The sequence below is a fragment of the Bremerella sp. P1 genome, assembly GCF_028748185.1.
Classification (GTDB): domain Bacteria; phylum Planctomycetota; class Planctomycetia; order Pirellulales; family Pirellulaceae; genus Bremerella.
Window position 1 is genome coordinate 5,384,429 of sequence record NZ_CP118164.1, and the last position, 21,382, is coordinate 5,405,810.

General features: G+C 54.5%; 20 protein-coding genes. 14 read left to right on the forward strand and 6 right to left on the reverse strand.

Annotated elements, in window-relative coordinates; all coding sequences use genetic code 11:
* The first annotated feature begins 322 nt into the window (after positions 1-322).
* Entirely contained in the window at positions 323-1,732 is a 1,410-nt protein-coding gene (locus PSR63_RS22365) for a DUF1570 domain-containing protein (protein ID WP_274327896.1), read from the forward strand.
* Between the two features lie 123 nt (positions 1,733-1,855).
* Positions 1,856-2,527: an FKBP-type peptidyl-prolyl cis-trans isomerase gene (locus tag PSR63_RS22370; RefSeq protein ID WP_274327897.1), complete on the forward strand. Its 672-nt coding sequence runs from the start codon at positions 1,856-1,858 to the stop codon at positions 2,525-2,527.
* A 61-nt stretch (positions 2,528-2,588) separates the two neighbouring features.
* On the opposite strand, the gene PSR63_RS22375 is transcribed toward PSR63_RS22370, so the two are convergent.
* Positions 2,589-3,164: a hypothetical protein gene (locus tag PSR63_RS22375; protein WP_274327898.1), complete on the reverse strand. Its 576-nt coding sequence runs from the start codon at positions 3,162-3,164 to the stop codon at positions 2,589-2,591.
* Positions 3,165-3,262: 98 nt separating this feature from the next.
* Positions 3,263-4,030 carry a phosphatase PAP2 family protein gene (locus tag PSR63_RS22380; protein ID WP_274327899.1) on the reverse strand — a complete coding sequence of 256 codons (768 nt, stop codon included), beginning with the start codon at positions 4,028-4,030 and terminating at the stop codon, positions 3,263-3,265.
* A gap of 195 nt (positions 4,031-4,225) precedes the next feature.
* Between PSR63_RS22380 and PSR63_RS22385 the strand changes: the two genes are divergently transcribed.
* The 12 genes from PSR63_RS22385 (at position 4,226) to PSR63_RS22440 (ending at position 15,881) form a co-directional block, all read left to right on the forward strand.
* Positions 4,226-5,983 (forward strand): ArnT family glycosyltransferase, encoded by a 1,758-nt coding sequence (locus PSR63_RS22385; RefSeq protein ID WP_274327900.1) that lies wholly within the window; start codon positions 4,226-4,228, stop codon positions 5,981-5,983.
* Positions 5,984-6,127: 144 nt separating this feature from the next.
* Entirely contained in the window at positions 6,128-6,517 is a 390-nt protein-coding gene (locus tag PSR63_RS22390) for a response regulator (RefSeq protein ID WP_274327901.1), read from the forward strand.
* 29 nt (positions 6,518-6,546) lie between these two features.
* Positions 6,547-8,238, forward strand: a complete 1,692-nt coding sequence (locus PSR63_RS22395) for a GspE/PulE family protein (protein ID WP_274327902.1) — start codon at positions 6,547-6,549, stop codon at positions 8,236-8,238.
* Between the two features lie 9 nt (positions 8,239-8,247).
* The gene (locus PSR63_RS22400; protein ID WP_274327903.1) at positions 8,248-9,390 is read left to right on the forward strand and encodes a type II secretion system F family protein; all 1,143 of its coding nucleotides are present in this window, start codon (positions 8,248-8,250) and stop codon (positions 9,388-9,390) included.
* Between the two features lie 124 nt (positions 9,391-9,514).
* Positions 9,515-9,841 (forward strand): competence type IV pilus major pilin ComGC, encoded by a 327-nt coding sequence (locus PSR63_RS22405; RefSeq protein ID WP_274327904.1) that lies wholly within the window; start codon positions 9,515-9,517, stop codon positions 9,839-9,841.
* Positions 9,842-9,846: 5 nt separating this feature from the next.
* The gene (locus PSR63_RS22410) at positions 9,847-10,353 is read left to right on the forward strand and encodes a prepilin-type N-terminal cleavage/methylation domain-containing protein (RefSeq protein ID WP_274327905.1); all 507 of its coding nucleotides are present in this window, start codon (positions 9,847-9,849) and stop codon (positions 10,351-10,353) included.
* Positions 10,354-10,463: 110 nt separating this feature from the next.
* A complete protein-coding gene (locus PSR63_RS22415) occupies positions 10,464-10,892 on the forward strand; it encodes a type IV pilus modification PilV family protein (protein ID WP_274327906.1) in 429 nt (142 codons plus the stop codon).
* Complete coding sequence (locus tag PSR63_RS22420) at positions 10,882-11,397, forward strand: prepilin-type N-terminal cleavage/methylation domain-containing protein (RefSeq protein ID WP_274327907.1); 516 nt, start codon at positions 10,882-10,884, stop codon at positions 11,395-11,397. The genes PSR63_RS22415 and PSR63_RS22420 overlap by 11 nt, the downstream gene beginning before the upstream one ends.
* A 17-nt stretch (positions 11,398-11,414) precedes the next feature.
* Positions 11,415-11,810 carry a hypothetical protein gene (locus tag PSR63_RS22425; RefSeq protein WP_274327908.1) on the forward strand — a complete coding sequence of 132 codons (396 nt, stop codon included), beginning with the start codon at positions 11,415-11,417 and terminating at the stop codon, positions 11,808-11,810.
* Between the two features lie 7 nt (positions 11,811-11,817).
* A complete protein-coding gene (locus PSR63_RS22430; RefSeq protein WP_274327909.1) occupies positions 11,818-13,332 on the forward strand; it encodes a PilN domain-containing protein in 1,515 nt (504 codons plus the stop codon).
* 136 nt (positions 13,333-13,468) lie between these two features.
* Positions 13,469-13,963 carry a hypothetical protein gene (locus PSR63_RS22435; protein WP_274327910.1) on the forward strand — a complete coding sequence of 165 codons (495 nt, stop codon included), beginning with the start codon at positions 13,469-13,471 and terminating at the stop codon, positions 13,961-13,963.
* A gap of 127 nt (positions 13,964-14,090) precedes the next feature.
* The gene (locus tag PSR63_RS22440; protein ID WP_274327911.1) at positions 14,091-15,881 is read left to right on the forward strand and encodes a secretin N-terminal domain-containing protein; all 1,791 of its coding nucleotides are present in this window, start codon (positions 14,091-14,093) and stop codon (positions 15,879-15,881) included.
* Here PSR63_RS22440 and PSR63_RS22445 read toward each other — a convergent pair.
* From PSR63_RS22445 to PSR63_RS22460, 4 genes are all read right to left on the reverse strand, one after another.
* On the reverse strand, positions 15,878-16,360 hold the full coding sequence (locus PSR63_RS22445; protein WP_274327912.1) for a hypothetical protein: 483 nt from the start codon (positions 16,358-16,360) through the stop codon (positions 15,878-15,880). The genes PSR63_RS22440 and PSR63_RS22445 overlap by 4 nt on opposite strands.
* A 135-nt stretch (positions 16,361-16,495) precedes the next feature.
* On the reverse strand, positions 16,496-18,118 hold the full coding sequence (locus tag PSR63_RS22450) for an ABC transporter permease (protein ID WP_274327913.1): 1,623 nt from the start codon (positions 18,116-18,118) through the stop codon (positions 16,496-16,498).
* A complete protein-coding gene (locus PSR63_RS22455; RefSeq protein WP_274327914.1) occupies positions 18,115-19,062 on the reverse strand; it encodes an ABC transporter ATP-binding protein in 948 nt (315 codons plus the stop codon). The genes PSR63_RS22450 and PSR63_RS22455 overlap by 4 nt, the downstream gene beginning before the upstream one ends.
* A complete protein-coding gene (locus tag PSR63_RS22460) occupies positions 19,063-21,357 on the reverse strand; it encodes a hypothetical protein (protein WP_274327915.1) in 2,295 nt (764 codons plus the stop codon).
* Between the last annotated feature and the right edge of the window lie 25 nt (positions 21,358-21,382).

Sequence of the window (21,382 nt, forward strand, 5' to 3'; positions counted from 1 at the left end):
CGTATGCATAAGGTTTTGCAATTTAAGGGGTTAGCGAATGGTTTGCCCAGTTTGGGCTTGCCAAGAGCTAGCGCAGTGACAGTAACTTAGGTAATGCTCTCAATCTAATCTAAACCCCACTAAACGCCCTAAGTGTCAGAAATCGGGAAACTTTTTGATATTCCAGCTGGGGGAATGCGATTCCCCATGAAATTTGCTTGCCGGATTGCGTTTGGTCACGACAATGAAATGCCAGGGAGGCATTTCCAAATCGATCCTGGTGACGCACTCCTCCCGCCACAAACTCATCCAGAATTCTATTTTGCCGTTAAGAGAAGCACGAATGCCGCGTCGTCGCTCCCGTATCTGCTTAGGCCTTGTGATCGTTGCCTGGGCATTGGCCACATCGAATGCAACCGCTCAGAGGCGAGTGACCGTACCAGACCCAAGGGCATTCGGACTTGATATCGAGCCTGGCTTGGTGCTTTACAACGTGACCGGCAACGTTGAGTTCCGGACCGAAGATGGCGAACAAGCGGTCGGTAAGATCCAGATCGCAATCGGACAAAGCCTGGTCATCCTACAGCCGGATGGTCGCTTGGTGACTCGCCCTATCAGCGAGGTCAAGAAGACCGATAAGCCGTTCGTGGGTATGGATCGAAAAGCGCTTGAAAAGCGACTTCAGGAAGAGCACCCAGGCTTTCGTACGTTTACTTCTCGGCACTTTATCTTCGTCTACAACACTTCCAGCGAATTTGCCCAGGGCACCATGCGAATCATGGAGTCGATGCTTCCAGGCGTGATGGCCCATGCGAAGCGACAGAAGATCGATGTCCACGATCCCGACGTTCCGCTGGTTGTGATCATGTTCGCGACTGAGCGGGAATACAAAGACTTTGCTCAACTGCCGGACGGCGTGGTCGCCTACTACGATACGCTTGAGAATCACGTCGTGATGTACGAGAAGCCGACGCAAACGCCCTTCAAATGGGATCTCTACATTCGCCAGGCAATTTCCACGATATCGCACGAAGGCGCTCATCAAATCCTTCATAACATCGGAGTTCAGCAGCGTTTGTCCCGCTGGCCTATGTGGATTTCGGAGGGAATCGCCGAGTACTACGCACCGACCGAGTTTGGAAAACGGATGCGTTGGAAAGGGGCAGGGGACATCAACGACATGCGCATGTTTGAGCTGGAGTCGTACCTCAAGGCCCGCGATGCAACTCAGGCCGATGGAACAATGGTTGACGATACGGTGGGAGCCGGCAGTCTGACCTCGACCGGCTACGCTTCGGCATGGGCCCTAACGCATTACCTGGCGTCGCGCAAGAAGATCGAATTCGACAAGTTTATGAAGAAGGTCAGCGAACTTCGGCCCTTGGAAGGAGCGATTGACCGAGGTAACGACGGAAAGGTTTCCAGCAATCAGGAAGCCTTCAAGGAGTACTTTGGCGATGACTATGCCGAGATCGAGCGAGAAGTCGTCGATCATCTCAAGTCTCAGCCGTATGACCACCCGCTGAAAGAGTTCCCCCATGTGGTGGCGTCGGTCCGGGTTAATGTCAACAATCGCACCTATGGCCGGGCAAATGTCTTCCATAGCCAAACTTTGGCGGCAAAGTGGCAGCAGGAGCAGGTGCGTAAACTCGATGCCACCCAGCAGCAAAGTGCCCAGGTTGGCATGCAGATTTTCCCCAATCGCTCGGCCGCCGAACGCTTCGCATCGCAATGGTTACGTGCGAACAACTAACGTTTTTGGCCCCCCCTCTCTTTTCCCAACCACGAAAAACCCCGATAATTACGGCCAGTACCTGGAATTGGTCTTGGTACTGACCCATCCCGGGACCCCACCTTAATGCCCGAAAGGAATTTCATGATCCGTTCACTTTGCGCCATTGCGATGGTGCTGGTCGCTCACGCGGCTTTCGCACAGGAGATCAAATTGGAGTCGACCGAACAAAAAGCTTCCTACGCCATTGGCCGCAATATCGCGAACGAAGTTGCTAATCCCGATGTTCCCTTTGACGTTGATGCCCTGGTGGCGGGGTTCCGCGACGGTTTGACCGGTGCTGAGTCGAAACTGACAGATGAACAGGTTAGCGCCGCTTTGCAGGCCTTCCAAGCCTTGGTTCAGAACCAGATGCAGAAGAAGGCCGAAATGGCCGCCAAGGCTGGCCTTGAATACCTCGCTGAAAATGGCAAGAAGGAAGGTGTCGTAACCACCAAGAGCGGTCTGCAGTACCAAATCGTTCAGGAAGGTACCGGAGCAACTCCTAAGCTGACCGATACGGTTGTTTGTCACTACAAGGGCACGCTGGTCGACGGTACCGAGTTCGATAGCTCGTACAAGCGTGGTGAACCAGCTCAGTTCCCAGTCAATGGTGTGATCGAAGGCTGGACCGAAGCTCTGCAGATGATGAAGGTCGGCGGCAAATGGAAATTGTTCATTCCTGCCAACCTGGCTTACGGTCCTCAAGGCCGTCCAGGCATTCCACCAAATGCCGTTCTGCTGTTCGATATCGAACTGCTCGACATTGCTAAGTAAGCGTCGCGATTCGTCGAACGCACTGAATTAAGAAGCCTGCCCCTAATGTGGCAGGCTTTTTTTATGGCCCCGCATTCAGCCCGCCCAGAACTCCACCTAGTTTGGCGTGCACTTCCTGCGTTTGTCGCACCACCAGCACTCGGAAATTGCTGAAGTAGAAGATGCTTCCCTTACCGCCGTGAACTTCCCACGTCTCGGGATCGATCGTCGTGGTAATCAACTCAATGAGTTCGTCGGCTCCACGTTCATCGATCGCTCCGCCCCCTTGGGCTGACTTCGTTTCCGACAAGCTCGGAGCCGGCTGCGTCGCGCGTAGTTTTTCCAAGTCACTGCGAACGCTTCGAAGACGAGAACCTAACTTGGCCTGCCACTTTTCCTTTTCGAATTCGGCGAAGTCTTCGTTGAGCATCATTTCGGCGTAAAGGGCACAGATACGAACAATCGCCTTGCGACGACCCGCAAACGAATCGCTTGTAGCTTCATCACGTAGGGCAGTTCGTATGGCCTTTCGGATCTCATGAGGCTCGAGCGGCTGCTGAGCTTCGATCTTAGCCGGATTCAATTCGGTCGCCGTTGAACTTGAGTCGTCCGAAGGAGGAGCCGTGAGAATCGCCAGTACGCAGAGAAAGGAGGCCATAATTAACTCCATTGGGATAGAAACGAAACGCTGCGTGGAGTTTGACAAATTTCGACAGCTTTGGCGAATCGCTGGCCAAGAAAGTGAAACGCCGTGGTCTACCCAGTTGCCTTAGCTTTTCTAATCTTCGACTCGGCCCACGCAACGAGTTCGGGCAAGCGGCCATAGGTCAGCAGAATTGTCGCGGTGGCCATTCCCAACGCGGCACCCAGAAAGACATCGCTTGGAAAATGCATGCGGAAGACAACACGCTGAAAACAGGCAAGCGCCGCGACCAGCAGGAAATACCAACGAGCATGGGGGTAAAGAAAGCAGAGGCCAACGCAAAGTCCGGCGGCTGTTGCCGAGTGTCCGGAGGGAAAGCTTTGCAGAGCTGACTGGCGAAGCTCGTCCTGCGTGAGCCAATTCATAAAAGGAAACCACTGATAAAAGCTTTCCCAGATTGGCAAAGAAAAATCGAACGCATGTGGGCGATAGCGGGCAATTCCAAAGAACTTGGCGACATTGGCCATCAGGCCAGCCCCGAATGCCGTGCCCAGCAGCAAACCAACTTTCCAACGATTTGCCAGATCGAGCGCAAACACGGCCAGGACGACCATGATCACACCAGTCCCGTGTCCGAAGACCTCTGAGAGGGCAACTAGTTTTTTGACGTCGCCCACCACAAATTGGAATTCGTGCGGGTGGACTGCCAAATGACCACTTACGGCATGATCGATGAAGAAGGACAGTACCCCGCAAACCGCCAAAATCGCCGAGAGCACGAAGAAGAATCGAGCCGGAAACAGCTTCTCTTTTTGGTCCATCAGGGTAGGGGAGGACGACGGCGGAGCGTACGGGCGTTCTGCCTGCGGGGGGGACTCCATTTCTACTTTTGCGTGTTGCGTGGTCACTGTGTTTTGCATGTTCCAGGCGTTGGTAAATGCCGTGCTATCGCCAAATTAACGCTTTTTGTCCGAATCACCAATGGCAGACTTTCGGCGGCGAAGTGCCATTGGCTGAGTGGCTTGGCATCGGGTAAACTGCCCGCTTGACCCGTGTGCAAGCAAAGGAATGCTGCCATGTTCTCCGCGAACAAAAACCTAGGGCTTCTTGTTGCCCTGTGCCTGATCGTTTTCTTTACCAATCTTGGTGGTCCCAAATTGTGGGACCGCGATGAGCCACGCAATGCTGGCTGCGCTATTGAAATGATCGAGGCTGCGGACTGGGTCGTTCCGCGATTCAATGACGAACTTCGTACGCACAAGCCCGTGATGCTCTATTGGCTGATGATCACGGCCTATAACGCATTCGGGATCAGTGAGTTCAGTGCCCGTTTCTTTTCGGCGCTTCTCGGAATGCTGACGGTTCTGCTGACCTACGACATGGGCCGGCGGTTGTTCAACGCGACCGCAGGACTTTGGGCAGGGGTTTGCCTGGCGACCACGTTGATGTTCACAGTGGCTTCGCGCGCTGCGACACCAGATGCTCCCTTGATCTTCTTTATTACCCTCGGACTGTGGACTTATGTCTTCTTCAGTTTCCGGGTTGACGAAGAAAGCGAAGGCGCCGAGCGTTCTTACTATCCGACCCGGTGGTGGCAAGTTGCGCTTTTGTATGGTGCGTTGGGATTGGCTGTCCTCTCGAAGGGCCCCGTTGGACTGATCTTGCCCACGGCGATCATGGGCATGTTTCTTCTGATCATGCGATTGCCGCCGGCTCAGCCTACAACCACCTGGTGGGAGTGGGGTGTTTCCCTGTTGCGACCGTTCTACCCGATTCACTTTTTGAAAACCGTATGGTTCATGCGTCCCATCCTAGCGGTTGTTGCTTGTTTGGGCGTAGCGCTGCCCTGGTACATTTGGGTTGCGGCGCGTGACTTTCGTTGGATCGAGGGTTTCTTTCTCGACCACAATCTCAACCGGGCAGTGACCTCGTTTGAAGGTCACTCGGGTCCGCCTGTTTACTACCTGGTTGCGATCTGCGTTGGCTTCTTTCCCTGGTCGGTCTTTTTCGCACCGATGCTCTGGGACGTCTGCCAGCAGCTACGAAGCAGTTCGAAGTCGAAAGCGGCACTGATCTTCTGCTGCTGTTGGGTCGCAGTTTGGATGGGGGCCTTCTCGATCGCACAAACAAAGCTCCCAAGCTATATCACTCCCCTGTACCCTGGATTGGCACTGATCGCTGGTTTGTTTGTTTCGCGGGTGATCGAGAAGCGAACGGAGCTATCTGCCCGTTGGTTGGATTTCGGTTTTGGACTGACCACCGTAGTCGGCGCGGTTCTGGTTGTTGCTTTGGCGATCCTAGCGGGACAGTTCATGCCGGGGGAAGAATTGGTCGCGCTGGTTGGTCTGCTTCTGGTGGTCGGCGGAGGGCTGGCCTGGTGGCGGAAGTCGCAAGAAAACTATCAACAGGCGTTTCGCATCTTCGCGGTTACTTCGATGTTGTTTATAGTCGGCCTGTTTTCGGTCGTCGCCCAGCGCGTTTCAGACCGGCAAGAGATTGGCCGGCTGTTGGCTGACATCCAGGCGGCCGAGCCTGGTGCGCGTCTCTGCTCCTTTGGAGTGAGTGAGTCCAGTTGGGTGTTCTATGCCCGCCAGCCGGTGAAATTTATTCCTGAGGACCCTGCCGATCTCCAGGCCGAATTTGGCGAGGCTCCCAACACGGTTGTTTTGACCACGCCTGAGAAACTGGCAGAGCTACCGCCAGAACTGCGCGAGCAATTGACGGAAATCGCCCAGGCCCCTTACTTCTTGAAGCAGTACCCCCTGATTGCCCTGCGGCCCACACCCCAGTTGGCTGAACTAGCCGCGAAAGAGCAGGCTTCGCGGCAACGATGATCAATCGTTCTGGTTAGTCCGTCTATTACGGTTTTGCGGGCTCATCTCCCTTTTCAATCTCCAGCGATTTGCTTGCCTTCTAGGGAAAGCTAAGGTTGTGCGTCGAATAGCGACATCCGAAGCTTCATTTCGAAGGACGCGACCATGCGTAAAACCAAGCACTTCATTCTCGTCGTCGAGGACGATCCGCTTTTGGCGGACATCACGGCTTTCCGTTTGGAACTGCTAGGTTTCGAGGTACATACGGTCGAAAACTCCGAAGCTGCGCTCGCGCAGTTTGAAGAGAAGCAAGTCGACCTGGCGATCGTTGACTTGGAGCTGGCCGGTCTGAAAGGCTTGGACTTGATCCATCAACTGCAAGTCCATGAAAAGAGCTATCAGACACCGGTCTTGGTTTTCTCGACCGATCCTAGCCTTGATGTCGTTCAGAAAGCATTTAAAGCAGGGGCCAAGGATTACCTGGTGACCCCTTATGATCCGGCCGTTTTAGAACACAAGATTGAACTGCTCTTGTCTCCCCAAGCAGTAAGTTAGTCTGACGGACGCATTGACAGAGATTCACGATGGCAGGAAGACTTGGTGACATTCTGGTAGCCCGCGGGCACATCACTCAGGAACAACTCGAATCGGCACTCCGCAGTCAGGGTTCCGAGCGAGGTATGCTGGGAGCCATTCTGCTGCGCCGAGGTCTCGTTACTCGCGAACAAGTCGGTTCGGCTTTATCCGAGCAGTTTGAAGTACCTTTCGAGACGATCGTCGCCGAAGCCGTGAATCCTCAGTTGGTTCGCCTATTGCCGGAAGAGTTTTCGCGAAGCCGTTCCACGGTTCCTGTTGGCTTGGTAAAGAGACGCCTCCAGCTGGCGATGGCCGCTCCGGATGATATCGAGACGATTTCCGAAGCCGAACTGATTACCGGTTACCCGATCGATCCGATCGTGAGTTTTTCCGCCGATATCCAAGACACGCTCGATCGTGGGTTTGATGACAAGATTGTCGCTCGCCAAACGATCGTCGACATGAAGCTGCAGGAACTAGAGCAGCATGAAGATGAGGACGACCAGGCAGAGGAAATTGCCGCGCTGAATGAAGAAGAGTCGGCCCCGGTGGTTCGCCTGGTAAGGTCGATCTTGTCGGGCGCGATCAACTCGGGCTCGAGCGATATTCACTTGGAGCCGCACAAACCGGAAATGCGTGTTCGTTATCGTGTCGACGGCCAGTTGCAACAAGTGATGACGATTCCTAATCACATTGAAGAGGCCGTGATTGCCCGTATCAAAGTGATGGGAGACATGGACACGACCGAAACACGTCGACCGCAAGACGGCCACATCAGCATCGAAGATGGCGGCAAGAGTGTGAACTTTCGTATCAGCACCATTCCCACCGTGCTGGGTGAAAAGGTCGTGATGCGTCTGATTGACGAAAGCTCGAAGGTCTTCCGTATGGACCAACTGGGCTTCAGTGATGTCGATCGCGGACGTTTGCAGGAATTGATCGACAAACCACACGGTATGTTGGTCGTGACCGGTCCAACCGGTTCTGGTAAGTCGACCACACTTTACGCAATGCTTACCGAACTGAACCAGGTTCATCGTAATATCGTAACGGTCGAAGACCCGGTCGAATACCGCTTGCCAGGGATCACTCAGGTTCATTCCGACAACGAATTCGGACTCGGCTTTGCGAACGCGTTGAAATACATCATGCGGCAAGATCCGGACGTGATCATGGTGGGTGAAATCCGCGATCATGAAACCGCGACAACCGCCGTTCAAGCGGCGCTTACCGGTCACTTGCTGATCAGCACCTTGCATACCAACGATGCCGTCGGATCGGTTGCCCGTTTGAATGACTTGGGGATCGATCATTTCCGAATTGGTGGCTCGCTCTTGGGAAGCGTGGCGCAGCGTCTTCTGCGTACGATTTGTCCTTTCTGCAAAGAGCCGGCCAAGCCGAATCAGACAATGCTCGAGACGATCTCTCGCCGCTGCAAGATTCCATCGGATGCCGTCTTCTATCACGGTCGTGGCTGCAACAAGTGCCTGGGCAGTGGGTACCAGGGACGTGTGCCGGTGTTCGAGATCATGGTCAATACATTGCGCATGGCCGAGGCCATCGATCAGGGCATGCCTCAGGCAAAACTGCGCGAAATGGCTGTCGAGGAAGGGATGACCGATCTTCTGACGGCTGGTATTCGGATGGCCGTCGCTGGTCGTACCACGCTGGAAGAAGCGTACTTCAAGACGATGGGTTAAGCCAAAGCCATGAAAGCAACCACAGTTCGATCAAACGCAGCAAGCTCGGGGATTGGCGGCTTTTTTCATTGGCTGCACTCGATTCAGTTGACGCCGGGCCGCAAGCGAAAGGCCGTTTCTCCACGTCGCCTGGGTGAGGTTTTCTCTTACCTGGCAACGTTGCTGGAGAATGGTGTCACGCTTCCCAAGGCAATCTTGACGATCGCCAATGAATCAACCATGCGTTGGGGGCGAACCCTATTGATGTCGCTGCACGCGGCAATTGAACGAGGGGATAGTTTCTCGAAAGCGCTGACGAGCCAGGAAGGCGTCTTCGACGAAATCATCATTCAGCAAATTCGCATCGGCGAACGATCCGGCAATGTGCCCCAGGTTCTTCGCCGAATTGCTAACAAGCTCGAAACCGACAACGACCTTCGCGGTCGCATCATGAAGAAGCTGAGCTATCCGGCCATCGTAACGCTGGCAGGTAGTGGCGTTTGTGCTTTCATGATCCTGTTCATCTTGCCGGTCTTCGAGGAAACCTACCGCAAATCAAAGATCCCGCTACCTTTGCCAACGCAGATGCTGGTGAATGTTGGACATTTCGCGACATCGTATGGATGGATCATCATCCTGGCATTGATCGCATTGGTCTTCATTATCCGACAGGTGCGAAAGAAGCAGGCCCTGGCGATTGCGATGGACCGTAAGCTCCTGCGACTTCCGTTGGTCGGGCCCTGGTTGGTCGACATGGCCATGCTTCAGTTTATGGACGCGTTGGGCACCATGCTGGAAAGTGGTTTTCACCTGGCCGACGCGTTGGCTCAATGCCAGGGAACGGTTGGCAATCGAGCCGTCAATCAGGCCATTGGATCGCTCGGAAAAGCGGTTCGTCGTGGTGAACGACTAAGCCGCGAAATGGATCGACATCGACACTTGTTTCCGCCGGTAGTCAGTCAGTTGGTGATCGTTGGCGAGCAGACAGGCAATCTTGGACCGGCAAGTCGGCAAATTCGCGACCATTTGAAGAAGGATGTCGAACGCAAGACCGACAACTTTGTTCGCATCGTCGAGCCGATCACGACCATTATGATGGCATTGCTGGTTGGCGGGATTTTGCTGGCAATTTATATGCCAATGTTTGGAATGTTAGACCTTGTAGAAAAGTAAGTGCGCTCTTTCAACCTACAGTTACTTGGCAGAAGTGGCAGGCAAACCGTCCGAGTCGCTTTTGCCAAGAAAAGGGGCGGGCAGCTGGGACAGATAACTTTCAACCCGATAGATAGTAAAAAAGATGTACCAAACCAAGTTGAATCGAAAGCGTCGTGGGTTCTCCTTGTTAGAACTGTTGGCCGTGGTAGTCATCCTGGGGATCATCGCAGCGATCGTTGTTCCCCGCGTGAGCAGCTCGAGTGCGTTGGCAAAGCAACGTGTCAACGAGCACAACATTGCTACGCTGAATGCAGCGGTTGAACGCTACTACGTGAACGAAGGTAGCTGGCCAAGTGCGTTGAGCGACCTGGGAACAGACTACTTGCCGGATGGCGTTCCTGCCGTTCCAACCGATAGCTCGTTGACCTACACGATCGACGGTACGACGCATCGCGTTAGCGCACTGTAAGAACGATGACGTATCTTGATGCATTCCAAAATGGCCGCACTGGTAGCAAGTCGCGGTCACTGGCAAGTCGGCATCAAGGTTTCAGTCTGTTAGAACTTTTGGCCGTCGTGACGATCCTCGGATTGTTGGCGGCCATCGGTGCTACCAGGCTGGCTCCTGGTATTCAAGGCAACGTCGCCAGGGGAACCGATTCCTTTCGCACACTGATGGCTTTGCGGCAGGCCAGGGCATCGGCCATTGCGACCGGTGACAATCATCGCCTTCGCATGCTTTCTACCAGCGGAGCCATTACGGGCTTCCAGATCGAACGTTTGGGTAGTTCGACGACCATTGTCGAAGGCCCACATATTTACTCCGGCGAAACGATCATTCTGCAAACTGGCAGCGATGCGACCTTCAACTTTCATGGGGAAGCAACCGTCTCGCCAGTGATGACATTTGCCGGTCCGGATCGGACAAACCGTATTACCGTGGTCGCCGCCACTGGGTGGGGATTGCTGGAAGAACTGTAAGCTTTTCGACGCTTACGACCCCGATCCATTTCTTTTGACGTCCATTCTGGGTGACCTATTCTTATACGTCCCCATGCGCACGTGGTGCACCGTAATTGGACGAACAAGTCATGAAGAAGTCGAACAACGCCTATAGTCTGCTGGAAGTGGTTATCGCCACATTCCTTATGGGATTGGCGATCATACCTGCGATGAACTTCATGACCTCGGCGATCCACACGGGACAGGAGTTGGAGACGTGGAACCAGATGAATCTGTTGGCGGTGAGCAAGCTGGAAGAACAGCTCTCCATCGCCGCAGCGGACTTTCTGGAGGGCACGGACAACGGTACGTTTGCCGATCCTGGTTTGGGAGGGATTCGTTACACCGCCACTCGATCGACTTCGGCCGTCAATGGCGGTATTGAAGATCAACTGATGGTGCTGACCGTGACGGTATGGGACGACGAAAACGGAAACTCGGCAGTCGACAGCGGCGAGCCTCAGGTCTCGTATGCGACCAAGCTTGCCAGTATGACGCTTTATCAAGATGGTACGTAGCACACACACAATTCGATACGGCTTTAGCCTGCTGGAACTGCTGGTCGCGGTGACCCTATTGGTGTCTGCGGTAACCGCAGTCTCAGTGTTGTTGCGTGTGAACTACGAAACGTGGCGCGAGTATCAAACCGACAATCTGCGAAATGAAGCGGCAGTCGGTGTGTTGCGACACATGGTACGACAGATTCGCCAGTGCGAAGAAGTCACGGCGATTAGTTCGGCCAGCAATAACTCGGGATCGCTGTCGGTCCTGATGCCCGATGGATCAACGATTGCCTGGGATCACTCGGGAACAAACGTGTATTACGGAACAACAACGGCCAATCAGCTACTCGGGAACAATATTACCGGGCTGACGCTTGTTGGCTACCAGTACGACGGCACCACCGCAACAACGGTTGCTGAAGACGTCCATTGCGTTCGCATCACCGTGAGTTATACGCTTCCTGAGCGAGCAACGGCTAGCAGATCCCTTACGGCGAGTGCCTGGGTTCGAGCATTTTAACGAGCAGTATCAACCAGATGACCTTCCATCCGCACAACTCGAACTTGTTCAAGCGTTCTCCGAAACGCGGGTTCGCGCTATTGCTGGTGCTGGTCGTGATGGTACTGACTTCGCTTATTCTGGCGGGAATTGGCAATGGTTTGACCACCCAGTTCACGGCTTATCGCAACACGGCTGACTACGACCAGGCCCTGTATCTCGCCGGGGCAGGCGTTCATCATGCCATCGCGATGATTGAAGAAGATAACGCTTGGCGTGGCAGCATCAGTAATGTGGAACTGCCGCCAGGAAGTGGCAACCGTTATAGCGTTGCGGCAGCTGATGGAGACCCCGGAGAAATCGTCGTTACGGCCACCGGGGAAGCAGGCCAGGTGACTCGGCGTTTGGAGTGTGTCGTCAGTACGAGCGGCTAACAAGACTATGGCAAAACGTAAACAAAACAAAGTCGACAACCGACCCGTGTTGGCCCTTCAGATTGGTCACACCAAGATTCGTGCTGTGCTTTATCAGTTGCGCGAGGGAAGGCCGGTTGCCTGTGAGTCACTTGAAGAGAAGTGGCAAGACGGCAGCGTGGACATAGCTACCGAAGACGGTATGCAAGGACTGAAGAAGGCGCTGCGAACAATTCTGGCCAGCGTCCCACGTACCGTCGACGACGCCTACGTCGCACTTTCGGGTGAATTTTGTGTTACTCGCGTTGTCAGCGATACCAACGACAACGTGGCGCACGAAGTTCGTGAAATCGAATCACGTAGCAGACTGTACCTTTCGTTGGGGCATGGACCGAAGGTCGTCGCGGGTAGCATCGTGCAACAAGACCCGCGTCATCAACACGCGACGGTTTCTGTCGTTCACCGCCAAACGATCGAGGCGATTCTCGATGTCACCAAGTCCGTTGGTCTTTCGGTGAAAGCGGTCGAGCCAACCGTGATTTCGCTGTGCCGATTGATGGGGGCGATGGGGCTCGACCGAGAAGCTCCTTCGCTCTTGGTTTGCCCTGGGCAGTCCGGGGTTGAAATTGCCGTCTCGTTCCAGGGACAGCTTTACCTCGACTACCGTCCAGCTGGGGTTTCCCAGCAAGAAGAGATTGCAGAGATTCTCGTTCAGCATCTCGAGCGATTGCAGCGTTATTGTCGACGCCATGCCCGCGTTCTACAGAACTCGATCGCTTCGGTCTACTTGACCGGCGAGCTGTCTCGAGCAGAAGCCATTCGCCAGCAGTTGGGCGATCGCTTGCGAATGCCGGTTCAGATATTGGAGACGGTTGCCAGCGAAAACGAGTTAACCGCTCTGCTGCAGAGCGTTCCCATTTCGCACTATCCAGCCGCTGGCATGGGACTATTGGCAATTCGAGAGTATGCCACGCCAGGCCCGAACTTGATGGAGCGGCTCAAGTCAGATCAGGAAGAGCATCTGCTAACACGAGCGGCAAAAGTTTTTGGTCCAATCGCGGCAGCCATTCTTTGTGCCGCGGTCGTGTGGGGCTATTTGTTTGAGCAGCGGTGGAACTTGCGGCAGTTGGAAATGCAAGCGGCTGAACTAGAACCCATTCACCGCGAGTCTTTGCTTCTACGAAGCGCCATGATAAGAGGCCGCGAAACACTGAATGTACACGAGCAGATCGGTCGCCAACTGCGGCAGCCTGAGATTGCCAAGTGGGTGCATGCACTAGGGGACAAAGTTCCCCAAAACACATGGCTAACGAGTATCGCGTTGGACCAGGAGGGGGATTTGACCGTCGAAGGAAATGCTACCGCGGAGGCGAGCATCTACTCGTACGCCGAAGAGATTGGGCATTTGCCGTTCGTAAATCGATCGACGGTGGATGGAGCGATACCTAGCTCAACTAAGACCGGCCCTGCCGTAAAGTTTACGATTCACTGCGACATTGACGCCTGGGAAAACCTGGAAGGGGAGAGCGATGATAGCGTTTAAGGAAGCGTTTACCCGCCTTCTGAGGCATCCATCTTCGTTGATGGTCGGCATAATCGTAACTTTTGTGGTAGCACTTGTGACGCTTATTCCGGCCGCCGATGAATATTCGGTATTACAAGAACGATCCGGGGAGGTCATGCGCCAGTTGGAGTCAGGTACCAACGATCGCAACGAGCTTTCCCTGGTCAAAGCCAAACATGCAGAAATCCAGGAGATACTCAAAACTCATCAAGAGCGAATCATCGACGAAGACGCAGCACACGCTATCCGTTCTTCACTCGTTCAATTTGCTCGTGGATCCAATTGCCATTTGCGACGCGTCGACTTGGGGCCAGCAAGAGTTCGCCAGTGGCACGAAAAGGATCATCCCGTCCAGACAGTCACCACCACCAAGCGTGGTAAGAAGACGGACTTCCGATTAGAAGTTCGAGAGCTTCGACTGACTTTGACGGGTGAGATTGGTGAGATTGAGAGTTTTCTCGAGAAGTTCGAGTCACTCGATGCGCATCTCAACCTTCAGGATATGAAACTGAGGTCGTTAGACGCAGAGGGGGACCAGATTCAACTCGAACTCGCTCTGCAACTGTTTGGAATTCGACGAGCAACCAAGGAAGAATCGCAGAAGTCCTAGCAAGAGCCTTGCTCTTTCTGGGAAATCATGAGCAAGATTTGGTGAAAGCAACGGAATGTCAGGACGCCAGGAAGGCATAAGACACGCCATAACGCACAGCTGTGAGACCACGCACGATTGCGGCCGATTGTCTGCGCTGCGCATGGGAATGCTGTCGCTTATTCTTGGTCTGTCGCTCGTCTTGTCTCCTGCTATCTTGCAGGCAGAAGGAATCAGTCCGCGGGTCCAAGCAGCTTTGAAGCAGCGTGGAGATCTTACGCTTCGTGAGACCAGCTTGCCTCACGCGTTGCAGACAATCAGCGAGATCTGGAACATTAACGTGGTGCTCGGCAGCAAGGTCGAAGGAACCATTAATGGTACGTTTCGTGACGCTCCTCTATACGACATCCTCGATTCACTTCTACTTTTAAACGGGTACGGCTACCGACCCGTCGGTGATAGCTTGGTCATCGTCCCCTTGGCGGAACTAGGCACCTCGAATCCCATGTTCCGGTCTGAAACGATCCCCCTGGAACATGCTAGTGCTGTCGAAATCATTCCGGCAGTTGAATCGCTGAAATCGCGCGGGGGCTCGATACAAGCAATCGCCTCGGCTAACAGCTTGACCGTCGTGGACTACCCCGACCATGTCGAAATGATTCGCAACGCCGTGAAGAACATCGATCAAGTCGCCGCCGGATCAGGGGCTGCTCCAGGCACGCGAGTCATCACCGACGTTTTGAACTACCGTCCCGAATACGTCGACGCCAAGAGCATGCTCGAAGCAATCCAGTCGCTGATTAGCGCCGATGGTCGCGCGGCGATTGTGGAATCGGAAAACCAAATTGTGGTCATCGATCGCCCCGAAAACCTCCGCATGATCGAAGGAATGTTGCAGCGGTTAGACGTTCCCAAACCACAGGTACGTATCACGGCGCTTATTTACGACATCGACCTGGACGACATGGAAAGTCTGGGGGTTGACTGGGCCTCGGTGTTTAAGGGACGCCCCGATGCCAACGGCAATCCTCAGAACGTATTTGGCCTAGAATCGGCGATCGCCATACCAGTTGCTGCGGGAGATCCGACTGGGGTCATGACGTTTCAGACCCTGAACGGAAGCTTCGATCTGACCGCAGTGGTCGAGGCCGTACGGCAAATGGACGATTCGCGCCTGCTGGCCGACCCGAACGTGGTTGTCGTGAATCGCGAAAAGGCGATGATTCAAATCGTCACCGAGATCCCGTACCAACAACTCACGCAAACTTCCGCTGGGGGGAACATCGGAACGACGGCATTCCGAGAAGCAGGCGTGATGCTGACCGTCACGCCGCGAATTGCCGCGGATGGAACGATCGAGATGGACGTTGTCCCATCATTTAGTCGACTGACGGGGTACAGCGACGGCGCCAATCCGCAGCCGATTATCGACAAACGAGAGACAAGTACCACGGTTCGTGTAGCCGACGGTCAGGTACTGGTTATTGGTGGTTTGCGTCAGCGTGTGGACATCAGCAACGACAACGGAATCCCGTATTTGAAGGACATCAAGTACGTCGGGAAGCTGTTTCGTTATCGTCAGACCCAGGTTCGCGAGAGTGAACTGGTGGTCTTCCTACGGACAGAGATTCTTCCCTGTCCGACGACCGGCCTGAATTGTCGCCACACCGATGCCTACGAGGAAGGGTTCACGAAGCTCGATGCGATCCCGCAGGCTTCGCAGTACCCATGGCCGAAGATGAGTCCTCCACCACCAGGGAAACGGCCAACTTCGTTTGGTCCCGATCCGCGACGCGGAATGTCGCCAGGGGCAGATCTGCCGAACGGGTATGAAACCGCACCGCAGTGGATCCACGAAGAGCCGATTCAAACGCCGTCCAATGCCGAGCCAGTAATCCGGGAATCGCACGTGATCCGGCGATTCCCCATGGTTCGCTAGCGGATACGCAGCGACACCTGCTCAAGACCGCGCCTCAGGGTCGTTTCCGACTCGGTCACGCTGAGGACTTCCCATTCTTCAATGAAGTCGCCGACGATCGCCTTGTGGAAGTCGCCGGATGTCTCCAGCAGGGCAATGTGCTGCGAGTCTCGCTTGGCAATACCAAGCAAGCGGATGTTGGCAGACTCGGCTTGTTGCGGCGTCAGCGTCCGGGCTTTGACCGTTGGTGGGCGAAACGGATTTCGGTAGGTCGGTTTTCCTTCACCCTGACTCATCGCCATTGGTTCTTCGATGGTCACCATCTTGGTGGAAGTTGATGGTGCCTGGCTGGCTACATCAATCGCTTCCGGCGCGGTACTTTGCGGCTGGCTGGTGACTTCTGGCGGCAACGTAGCCGGGGCGAAACCGCAGCCTGAGATGCCAAGCAGCAACGCACTTACGGCCACAGCGGCCAGTCGATATCGAGATAGAACAGTCATGGTCCAAATTCTTGCTTTCTAAGACTAAAAATCTCTTCGCAAGAATAGGTCGCGGCAGACGTGTTCTCTGTAATGCCAGGCTGGCAACCGCGTAAGTCGCCCGGCAATGATCGTCATAATCGTCAGAACCTGACCCTAGGCCAAAGGATCGGCGGCATCTTCGATCTTGGGGGGAAGGAGTTCCGGCTGGAATCGTGGATCGGTCTCTCGTTTGGGTAAGAAATTGCGACCGCTCAAAAGCAGATTCAACAGGAACAGGAACCCGCACAGGATAGCCAGGAATAACACAAAGATGCCAATCAACGGCGAACCGATGAAACTCTGATCATCGACCCCTTCGATGAAGAACCAGAAGGGATTGGTCCAGTGATGGAAATTGCGGTCCAAGGTGCGGTTGGTGAGCACCTGGAAGCCGAGCGGCAGCATCACTCCGCCCATCAGCAGAATCAGGTGCAGGATGACCGAGACGAAAATATCGGCTCGGAAAATCAAGCTCAGAAGTCGAATGAGCAACCTACCCACGCTCAGATAGAAGATGGTGTAGCCGACCAATCCCACGGAGTAGATCGCCACGTACAAGGCGTCTGCGGATGATGAAGTGGTGATCGTGTGAATCCAGGCCAATCCGGATACGAGCAGCAGGGCGCTAATAAGGGAAGTGACTACGAATAAATAGCCACGGTCCGGACCTGGCAATAACCAGTTTCGCCAGATACGATCCGCCAACAGATTGGGAATCGTTCGCTTGACGCGTGGCGACAGCGCTGGTGATTCTCCATTGATGAACGCCCCCATGATGAACCAGTGCAGGCACAGGATGGTCATCAATATCATCGGGATCTCCTCTTCGCGAGGAAATCGGATGGCCAGGAAGCCGAACCAGCCAATGGCGAGAAAATGCTGAACGAGGAGCCCACGACGAATGCCGGCAGAACGGTTTTCGCTTTCAAACGTAATCTGGGCCGAAGCCACTTCGACCATGAGATAAAGGTAACTTGCGTAGACCGAGAAAAACGCGACGGTTGTGGCCCAGAAATCAAGGTTGTCATACTGTCGCCAGCTTGCGTCTTCGTACACGCTGGCGTAACTGATGATCAGGCCAATCCCGTAAAGAAAGATGAACAGCAAGATGACGATCACCGAAAGAGCCGACTGCCAATGCCGCTGCCGAGTAATGCAAGCAAGGACTAGCCCCACGCCTGATAAGAGGATCGATGCGAGGAATGCACAGATCAGTACGTAGGCAATAGTGACAATATCGATCCCGCGCAGCAGATAGGTGAACGCCAGGCACGGAGCCAACGCCGAGAGATACACGAGCATCTGCACGATCGAGCTGACAAGTTTACCGATAGTGATCTGACGTGGGCTGAGCGTCGATATGGAAAGCAGCTCGAACGTTCCATCTTCCCTCTCGGACGCAAGCGAGCGAAACGCCGAAAACGGAATGATCACCACTAATGGGAAAAGAAGAATGTCGAGATAGCCCACCATCAGGAACGGGCCATCCGGCGAATAGAGGATGCCAGGGTAACGAAAGTAGATCGCCAGCAGCGACCAGATCCAACTTGTCAGCAGCACCAGGGCAAAGGTCACGGCAAATTGCCGACTCTTGAGTGCCTGACGCGTCTCCTTGATCAGAATCGGATTGAAGTATTCTCCGATCGACTCCAATGTCTGATCGACCGACTGCCACCAGGAGTGTGTCGATGGTTCGTCCTGCGTCGTGGGTTCGGGGGTGACATCCATGGTGCTCATTGAACGCGTCCTTTCGTCACATTGAGGAACACGTCTTCAAGCGTCGAGTGCCGGGCCCCAAATTCGGCAATGCGGAATCCGGCCTCGATCATTTCTTTGAGCAAAATGGCCTCTTCTGCCCGTTCCCCAACGTGCGAGAAATGGAGAAGCTCGCCATCGGTGACGATCTCGTTGTAGCCCTCCTTCTCGGTGAGCCACTGGGCGAGACCTTCCGTATTCTCGAGAACTCGGACACGAACGCGACTGGCTGTGAGTTGGCCTCGTTGAATATCGGCGACGCTCCCGGTTGCTAGAAGTTGCCCCTGCTCGATGATTCCCACCACGTCGCACATTTCGGCCAACTCGGTCAGGATGTGCGAGCTGACAAGGATTGTCTTTCCGTGTTGGGCGAGTCGGGCAATCATTTCCCGCAGTTCAATTCGTGCTCGCGGATCAAGGCCTGCCGCTGGTTCGTCCAGGATCATCACCGCCGGGTCATGAATCATCGACCGGCCCAGGCACAGGCGCTGCTTCATCCCCTTCGAAAGGCCACTGATGGGTTTCTCGGCCAGGACATCCAACCCAGTGAATTCCATCGTCTTGTCCATCGCCAAGCGACGTTCTCGGCCACGCAGTCCATACGAACGCGCGAAGAAGTCCAAGTATTCACGACAGTTCACGTTGGCATAAACGCCAAACGCATCGGGCATGAAACCCAATCGCCGACGAACGCGATCGGGGTCGTTGATGACGGAATAACCATCGATCAGGGCATCGCCGGCCGTTGGCAGATCAAGCGTCGCCAGGATGCGCATGCTAGTTGTTTTGCCGGCGCCATTGGGGCCGATGTAACCGAATACCTGGCCTGGGTAGACCTCGAATGAGACATCGTTGACCGCTTTGGTGCGTCCAAAAAAACGATGCAGTCGGCGAAGTTCGATAACAGGCTTACGGGTTGCGATCATTTACCATCTCCCCATCACAACTTCGATGCTCTTTTCGCCTGTCCGAGTCTTCATCCCGAGGGGGGACTCCGGGAAGTGCTCGACGATGGCGATGTAGCTTCGTGGTCCCAACGCTTGGAAAGATCGGGCAAACTGGTTTTGAAGTTCCCGTTCCATCAAAGCTTGATTGAACGAGGGCTCCATTTGATAAATCTCCGGCATGTTCGACGATTGAACGTAGTAGTTGGTTCTTCGAGAAGAACTGCGTACGTAGGCGCGACGTTGGAATCCTTCGGGGATCGCTAGATTCTTGCTTTGGATCATGGCGCGAAATTCGGTGATCTCGTCCGAATTGGCAAGGGACAACGGCTTCTCTGCATCGGGGTTGATGTCCTTGCCGAAGTGTTGAATGCCCTTTTCATCGAGAAGAAGTAACCGGGTGATCTTGCTTCCAAGCTCATTCTTGACCGAAAGCTTGTCTGCCTGCGTGTTAACTTTTAGGCGAAGCTCTGTTTGGAAGGGACGAATCGTCAGAAACTGCTGGGTGACTCGTGAACGAAAATAACCACCTTGCAGAACCTGATCTTCACCCCAGGTCATGCGTTTCTGGCCGGTATGTTCGGTCAAGGGATACTGTTCGTACTCGTACACGGCAGCATCTGCGGGATACGTCAGGCCCGAGGTGCTTGCCAGGCCAGCGTAGTATGCCTGACGACTCCAGCTGGCTCCGTGTCCCGTGGTTTGATCCAACAAGGTGACTGTGCGAATACGTGACTTCGTACTCAGTCCATCCGATAGAACCGCATATGACATGAGTACGAACGTGACCATCAATGCTCCCAGAGGGACCGTCACGATCAGAAAGTTAAGCCGTCCGATCGACCGCAGCACGAAATAATTGACCGGACCGATCAAGATCACAAACAGCGTGATTAGCAGTTCGAACGTGGTTACTGGGGCGACACCGACGCCGGGAATGAGAAACTCCCAAAAGCCAAGATTCTCGCGCAGTCGTGACATGCCGTGCCGTTGGAACCACGCCAGCCGATCTCCCTCGATCATGGCAAAAATACGTTCCCAGGTTCCGGCCGTTCCCGGAAACGGATCTTCTTCAACGGCGACGATCTTGCCGAAGCCTTCCCGGCGAACCGAGAGTTGAAACGGAGGACCTGCGTCGGTCCCTTTGCCATTGCGACGCTCGTCGGTCTCGACCAATTTCCCTTTACGAACAGCCAGGGGAACGTAGTTTCCGGGGTTTGAGGTGGCAAATCGATTACGAGGATTTCGCAATTTGTCGAAGATTCCTAGCTCACCTAGGTTGGTCAAGTTAGACGAAACCTGCAGCCAAGCGGGGGACTTGTCGTTGGCATCGGCAGTGAGAAGTTGGTCGATGGCGTCGGAACCATCTTTCTTAGCGTTCCAGATCAAGAGGTTGCCACCAGCAAGAAGCCATTGATGAAGAGCCGCAAACCGCTCGGGGAACTTAGCGTGCACGGTCTCCAGGTCTTCGCGCTCCAGCACAATCAAATCGGCGGAGGAAAGTCCCAGCCAGTTGTTGGGCATGTCGGATAGCGGAAGCAGGTCGGTTCGCGTCAGGAACGTAAGCGATGTAACGGCTTGATTGGGCGAGCCAGTCAGTTGCGACTTAAGCTGCTGATTGATCGGCAGTGTCTGCTCATTGAAGAAGATGCGAAGATCGGGGATCTCGTCCACTTCTTCTCCGTTGTCTCGCCGATTGGCTTGGTCGAGAACCCAGCCTGCCCGGTCATTACGCTCTGGCGAGTTGCGGTGGAAAATGATGGTGGCGGGATACGCCTCGGTATAGTGTCCGTTGAAAACCATCGAGGCAATCGGAAGCGATGCGCTGGAAAGTTCCTTGAGCCGCCGGCCATCTTCCCGCGTGATGACCTCAAGGGAGTTCCAGATGAATTGCTGCGGTACCAGAATCGTGTGCGTTTCCGCCGTTTTCCCCTGAGAAAGCTTCATCTGTTGGGTAACGGCGGGAAATGGATTGCGGTTGTTGTAGTTGTAATACTGTGGTTGCAGGGTGATGTCCAGGCGTCGGTCCGCCGGAGCTGGCAAACCATTGGCCGTGGCAATGGTGACACGAACAGGCCGGTACCCGCTTCCATCGATCCAGCGAGTATCAATCTCGAGGTATAGCCCGCTAACCGGCTTGTCCGGCGGGAATGGCAGCTGAATTTCTTCTCCAGTTTCAGCTTGCACGCTGCCCTGGGTAGTCAAGCATACCAGCAGAAGAAGTACGCCCAGGCAGACCCGATGGATGAGATGAGCTGACGAAAAGTGAAAAGGCATAGGGTGGGGTATCCCGAGCGGTGAT

Bases quoted from the DNA above. Each gene is read 5' to 3' on its own strand.
- PSR63_RS22365 (WP_274327896.1), top strand. From the start codon at position 323: ATGCCGCGTCGTCGCTCCCGTATCTGCTTAGGCCTTGTGATCGTTGCC.
- PSR63_RS22370 (WP_274327897.1), top strand. From the start codon at position 1,856: ATGATCCGTTCACTTTGCGCCATTGCGATGGTGCTGGTCGCTCACGCG.
- PSR63_RS22375 (WP_274327898.1), bottom strand. From the start codon at position 3,164: ATGGCCTCCTTTCTCTGCGTACTGGCGATTCTCACGGCTCCTCCTTCG.
- PSR63_RS22380 (WP_274327899.1), bottom strand. From the start codon at position 4,030: ATGGAGTCCCCCCCGCAGGCAGAACGCCCGTACGCTCCGCCGTCGTCC.
- PSR63_RS22385 (WP_274327900.1), top strand. From the start codon at position 4,226: ATGTTCTCCGCGAACAAAAACCTAGGGCTTCTTGTTGCCCTGTGCCTG.
- PSR63_RS22390 (WP_274327901.1), top strand. From the start codon at position 6,128: ATGCGTAAAACCAAGCACTTCATTCTCGTCGTCGAGGACGATCCGCTT.
- PSR63_RS22395 (WP_274327902.1), top strand. From the start codon at position 6,547: ATGGCAGGAAGACTTGGTGACATTCTGGTAGCCCGCGGGCACATCACT.
- PSR63_RS22400 (WP_274327903.1), top strand. From the start codon at position 8,248: ATGAAAGCAACCACAGTTCGATCAAACGCAGCAAGCTCGGGGATTGGC.
- PSR63_RS22405 (WP_274327904.1), top strand. From the start codon at position 9,515: ATGTACCAAACCAAGTTGAATCGAAAGCGTCGTGGGTTCTCCTTGTTA.
- PSR63_RS22410 (WP_274327905.1), top strand. From the start codon at position 9,847: ATGACGTATCTTGATGCATTCCAAAATGGCCGCACTGGTAGCAAGTCG.
- PSR63_RS22415 (WP_274327906.1), top strand. From the start codon at position 10,464: ATGAAGAAGTCGAACAACGCCTATAGTCTGCTGGAAGTGGTTATCGCC.
- PSR63_RS22420 (WP_274327907.1), top strand. From the start codon at position 10,882: ATGGTACGTAGCACACACACAATTCGATACGGCTTTAGCCTGCTGGAA.
- PSR63_RS22425 (WP_274327908.1), top strand. From the start codon at position 11,415: ATGACCTTCCATCCGCACAACTCGAACTTGTTCAAGCGTTCTCCGAAA.
- PSR63_RS22430 (WP_274327909.1), top strand. From the start codon at position 11,818: ATGGCAAAACGTAAACAAAACAAAGTCGACAACCGACCCGTGTTGGCC.
- PSR63_RS22435 (WP_274327910.1), top strand. From the start codon at position 13,469: ATGCGCCAGTTGGAGTCAGGTACCAACGATCGCAACGAGCTTTCCCTG.
- PSR63_RS22445 (WP_274327912.1), bottom strand. From the start codon at position 16,360: ATGACTGTTCTATCTCGATATCGACTGGCCGCTGTGGCCGTAAGTGCG.
- PSR63_RS22450 (WP_274327913.1), bottom strand. From the start codon at position 18,118: ATGAGCACCATGGATGTCACCCCCGAACCCACGACGCAGGACGAACCA.
- PSR63_RS22455 (WP_274327914.1), bottom strand. From the start codon at position 19,062: ATGATCGCAACCCGTAAGCCTGTTATCGAACTTCGCCGACTGCATCGT.
- PSR63_RS22460 (WP_274327915.1), bottom strand. From the start codon at position 21,357: ATGCCTTTTCACTTTTCGTCAGCTCATCTCATCCATCGGGTCTGCCTG.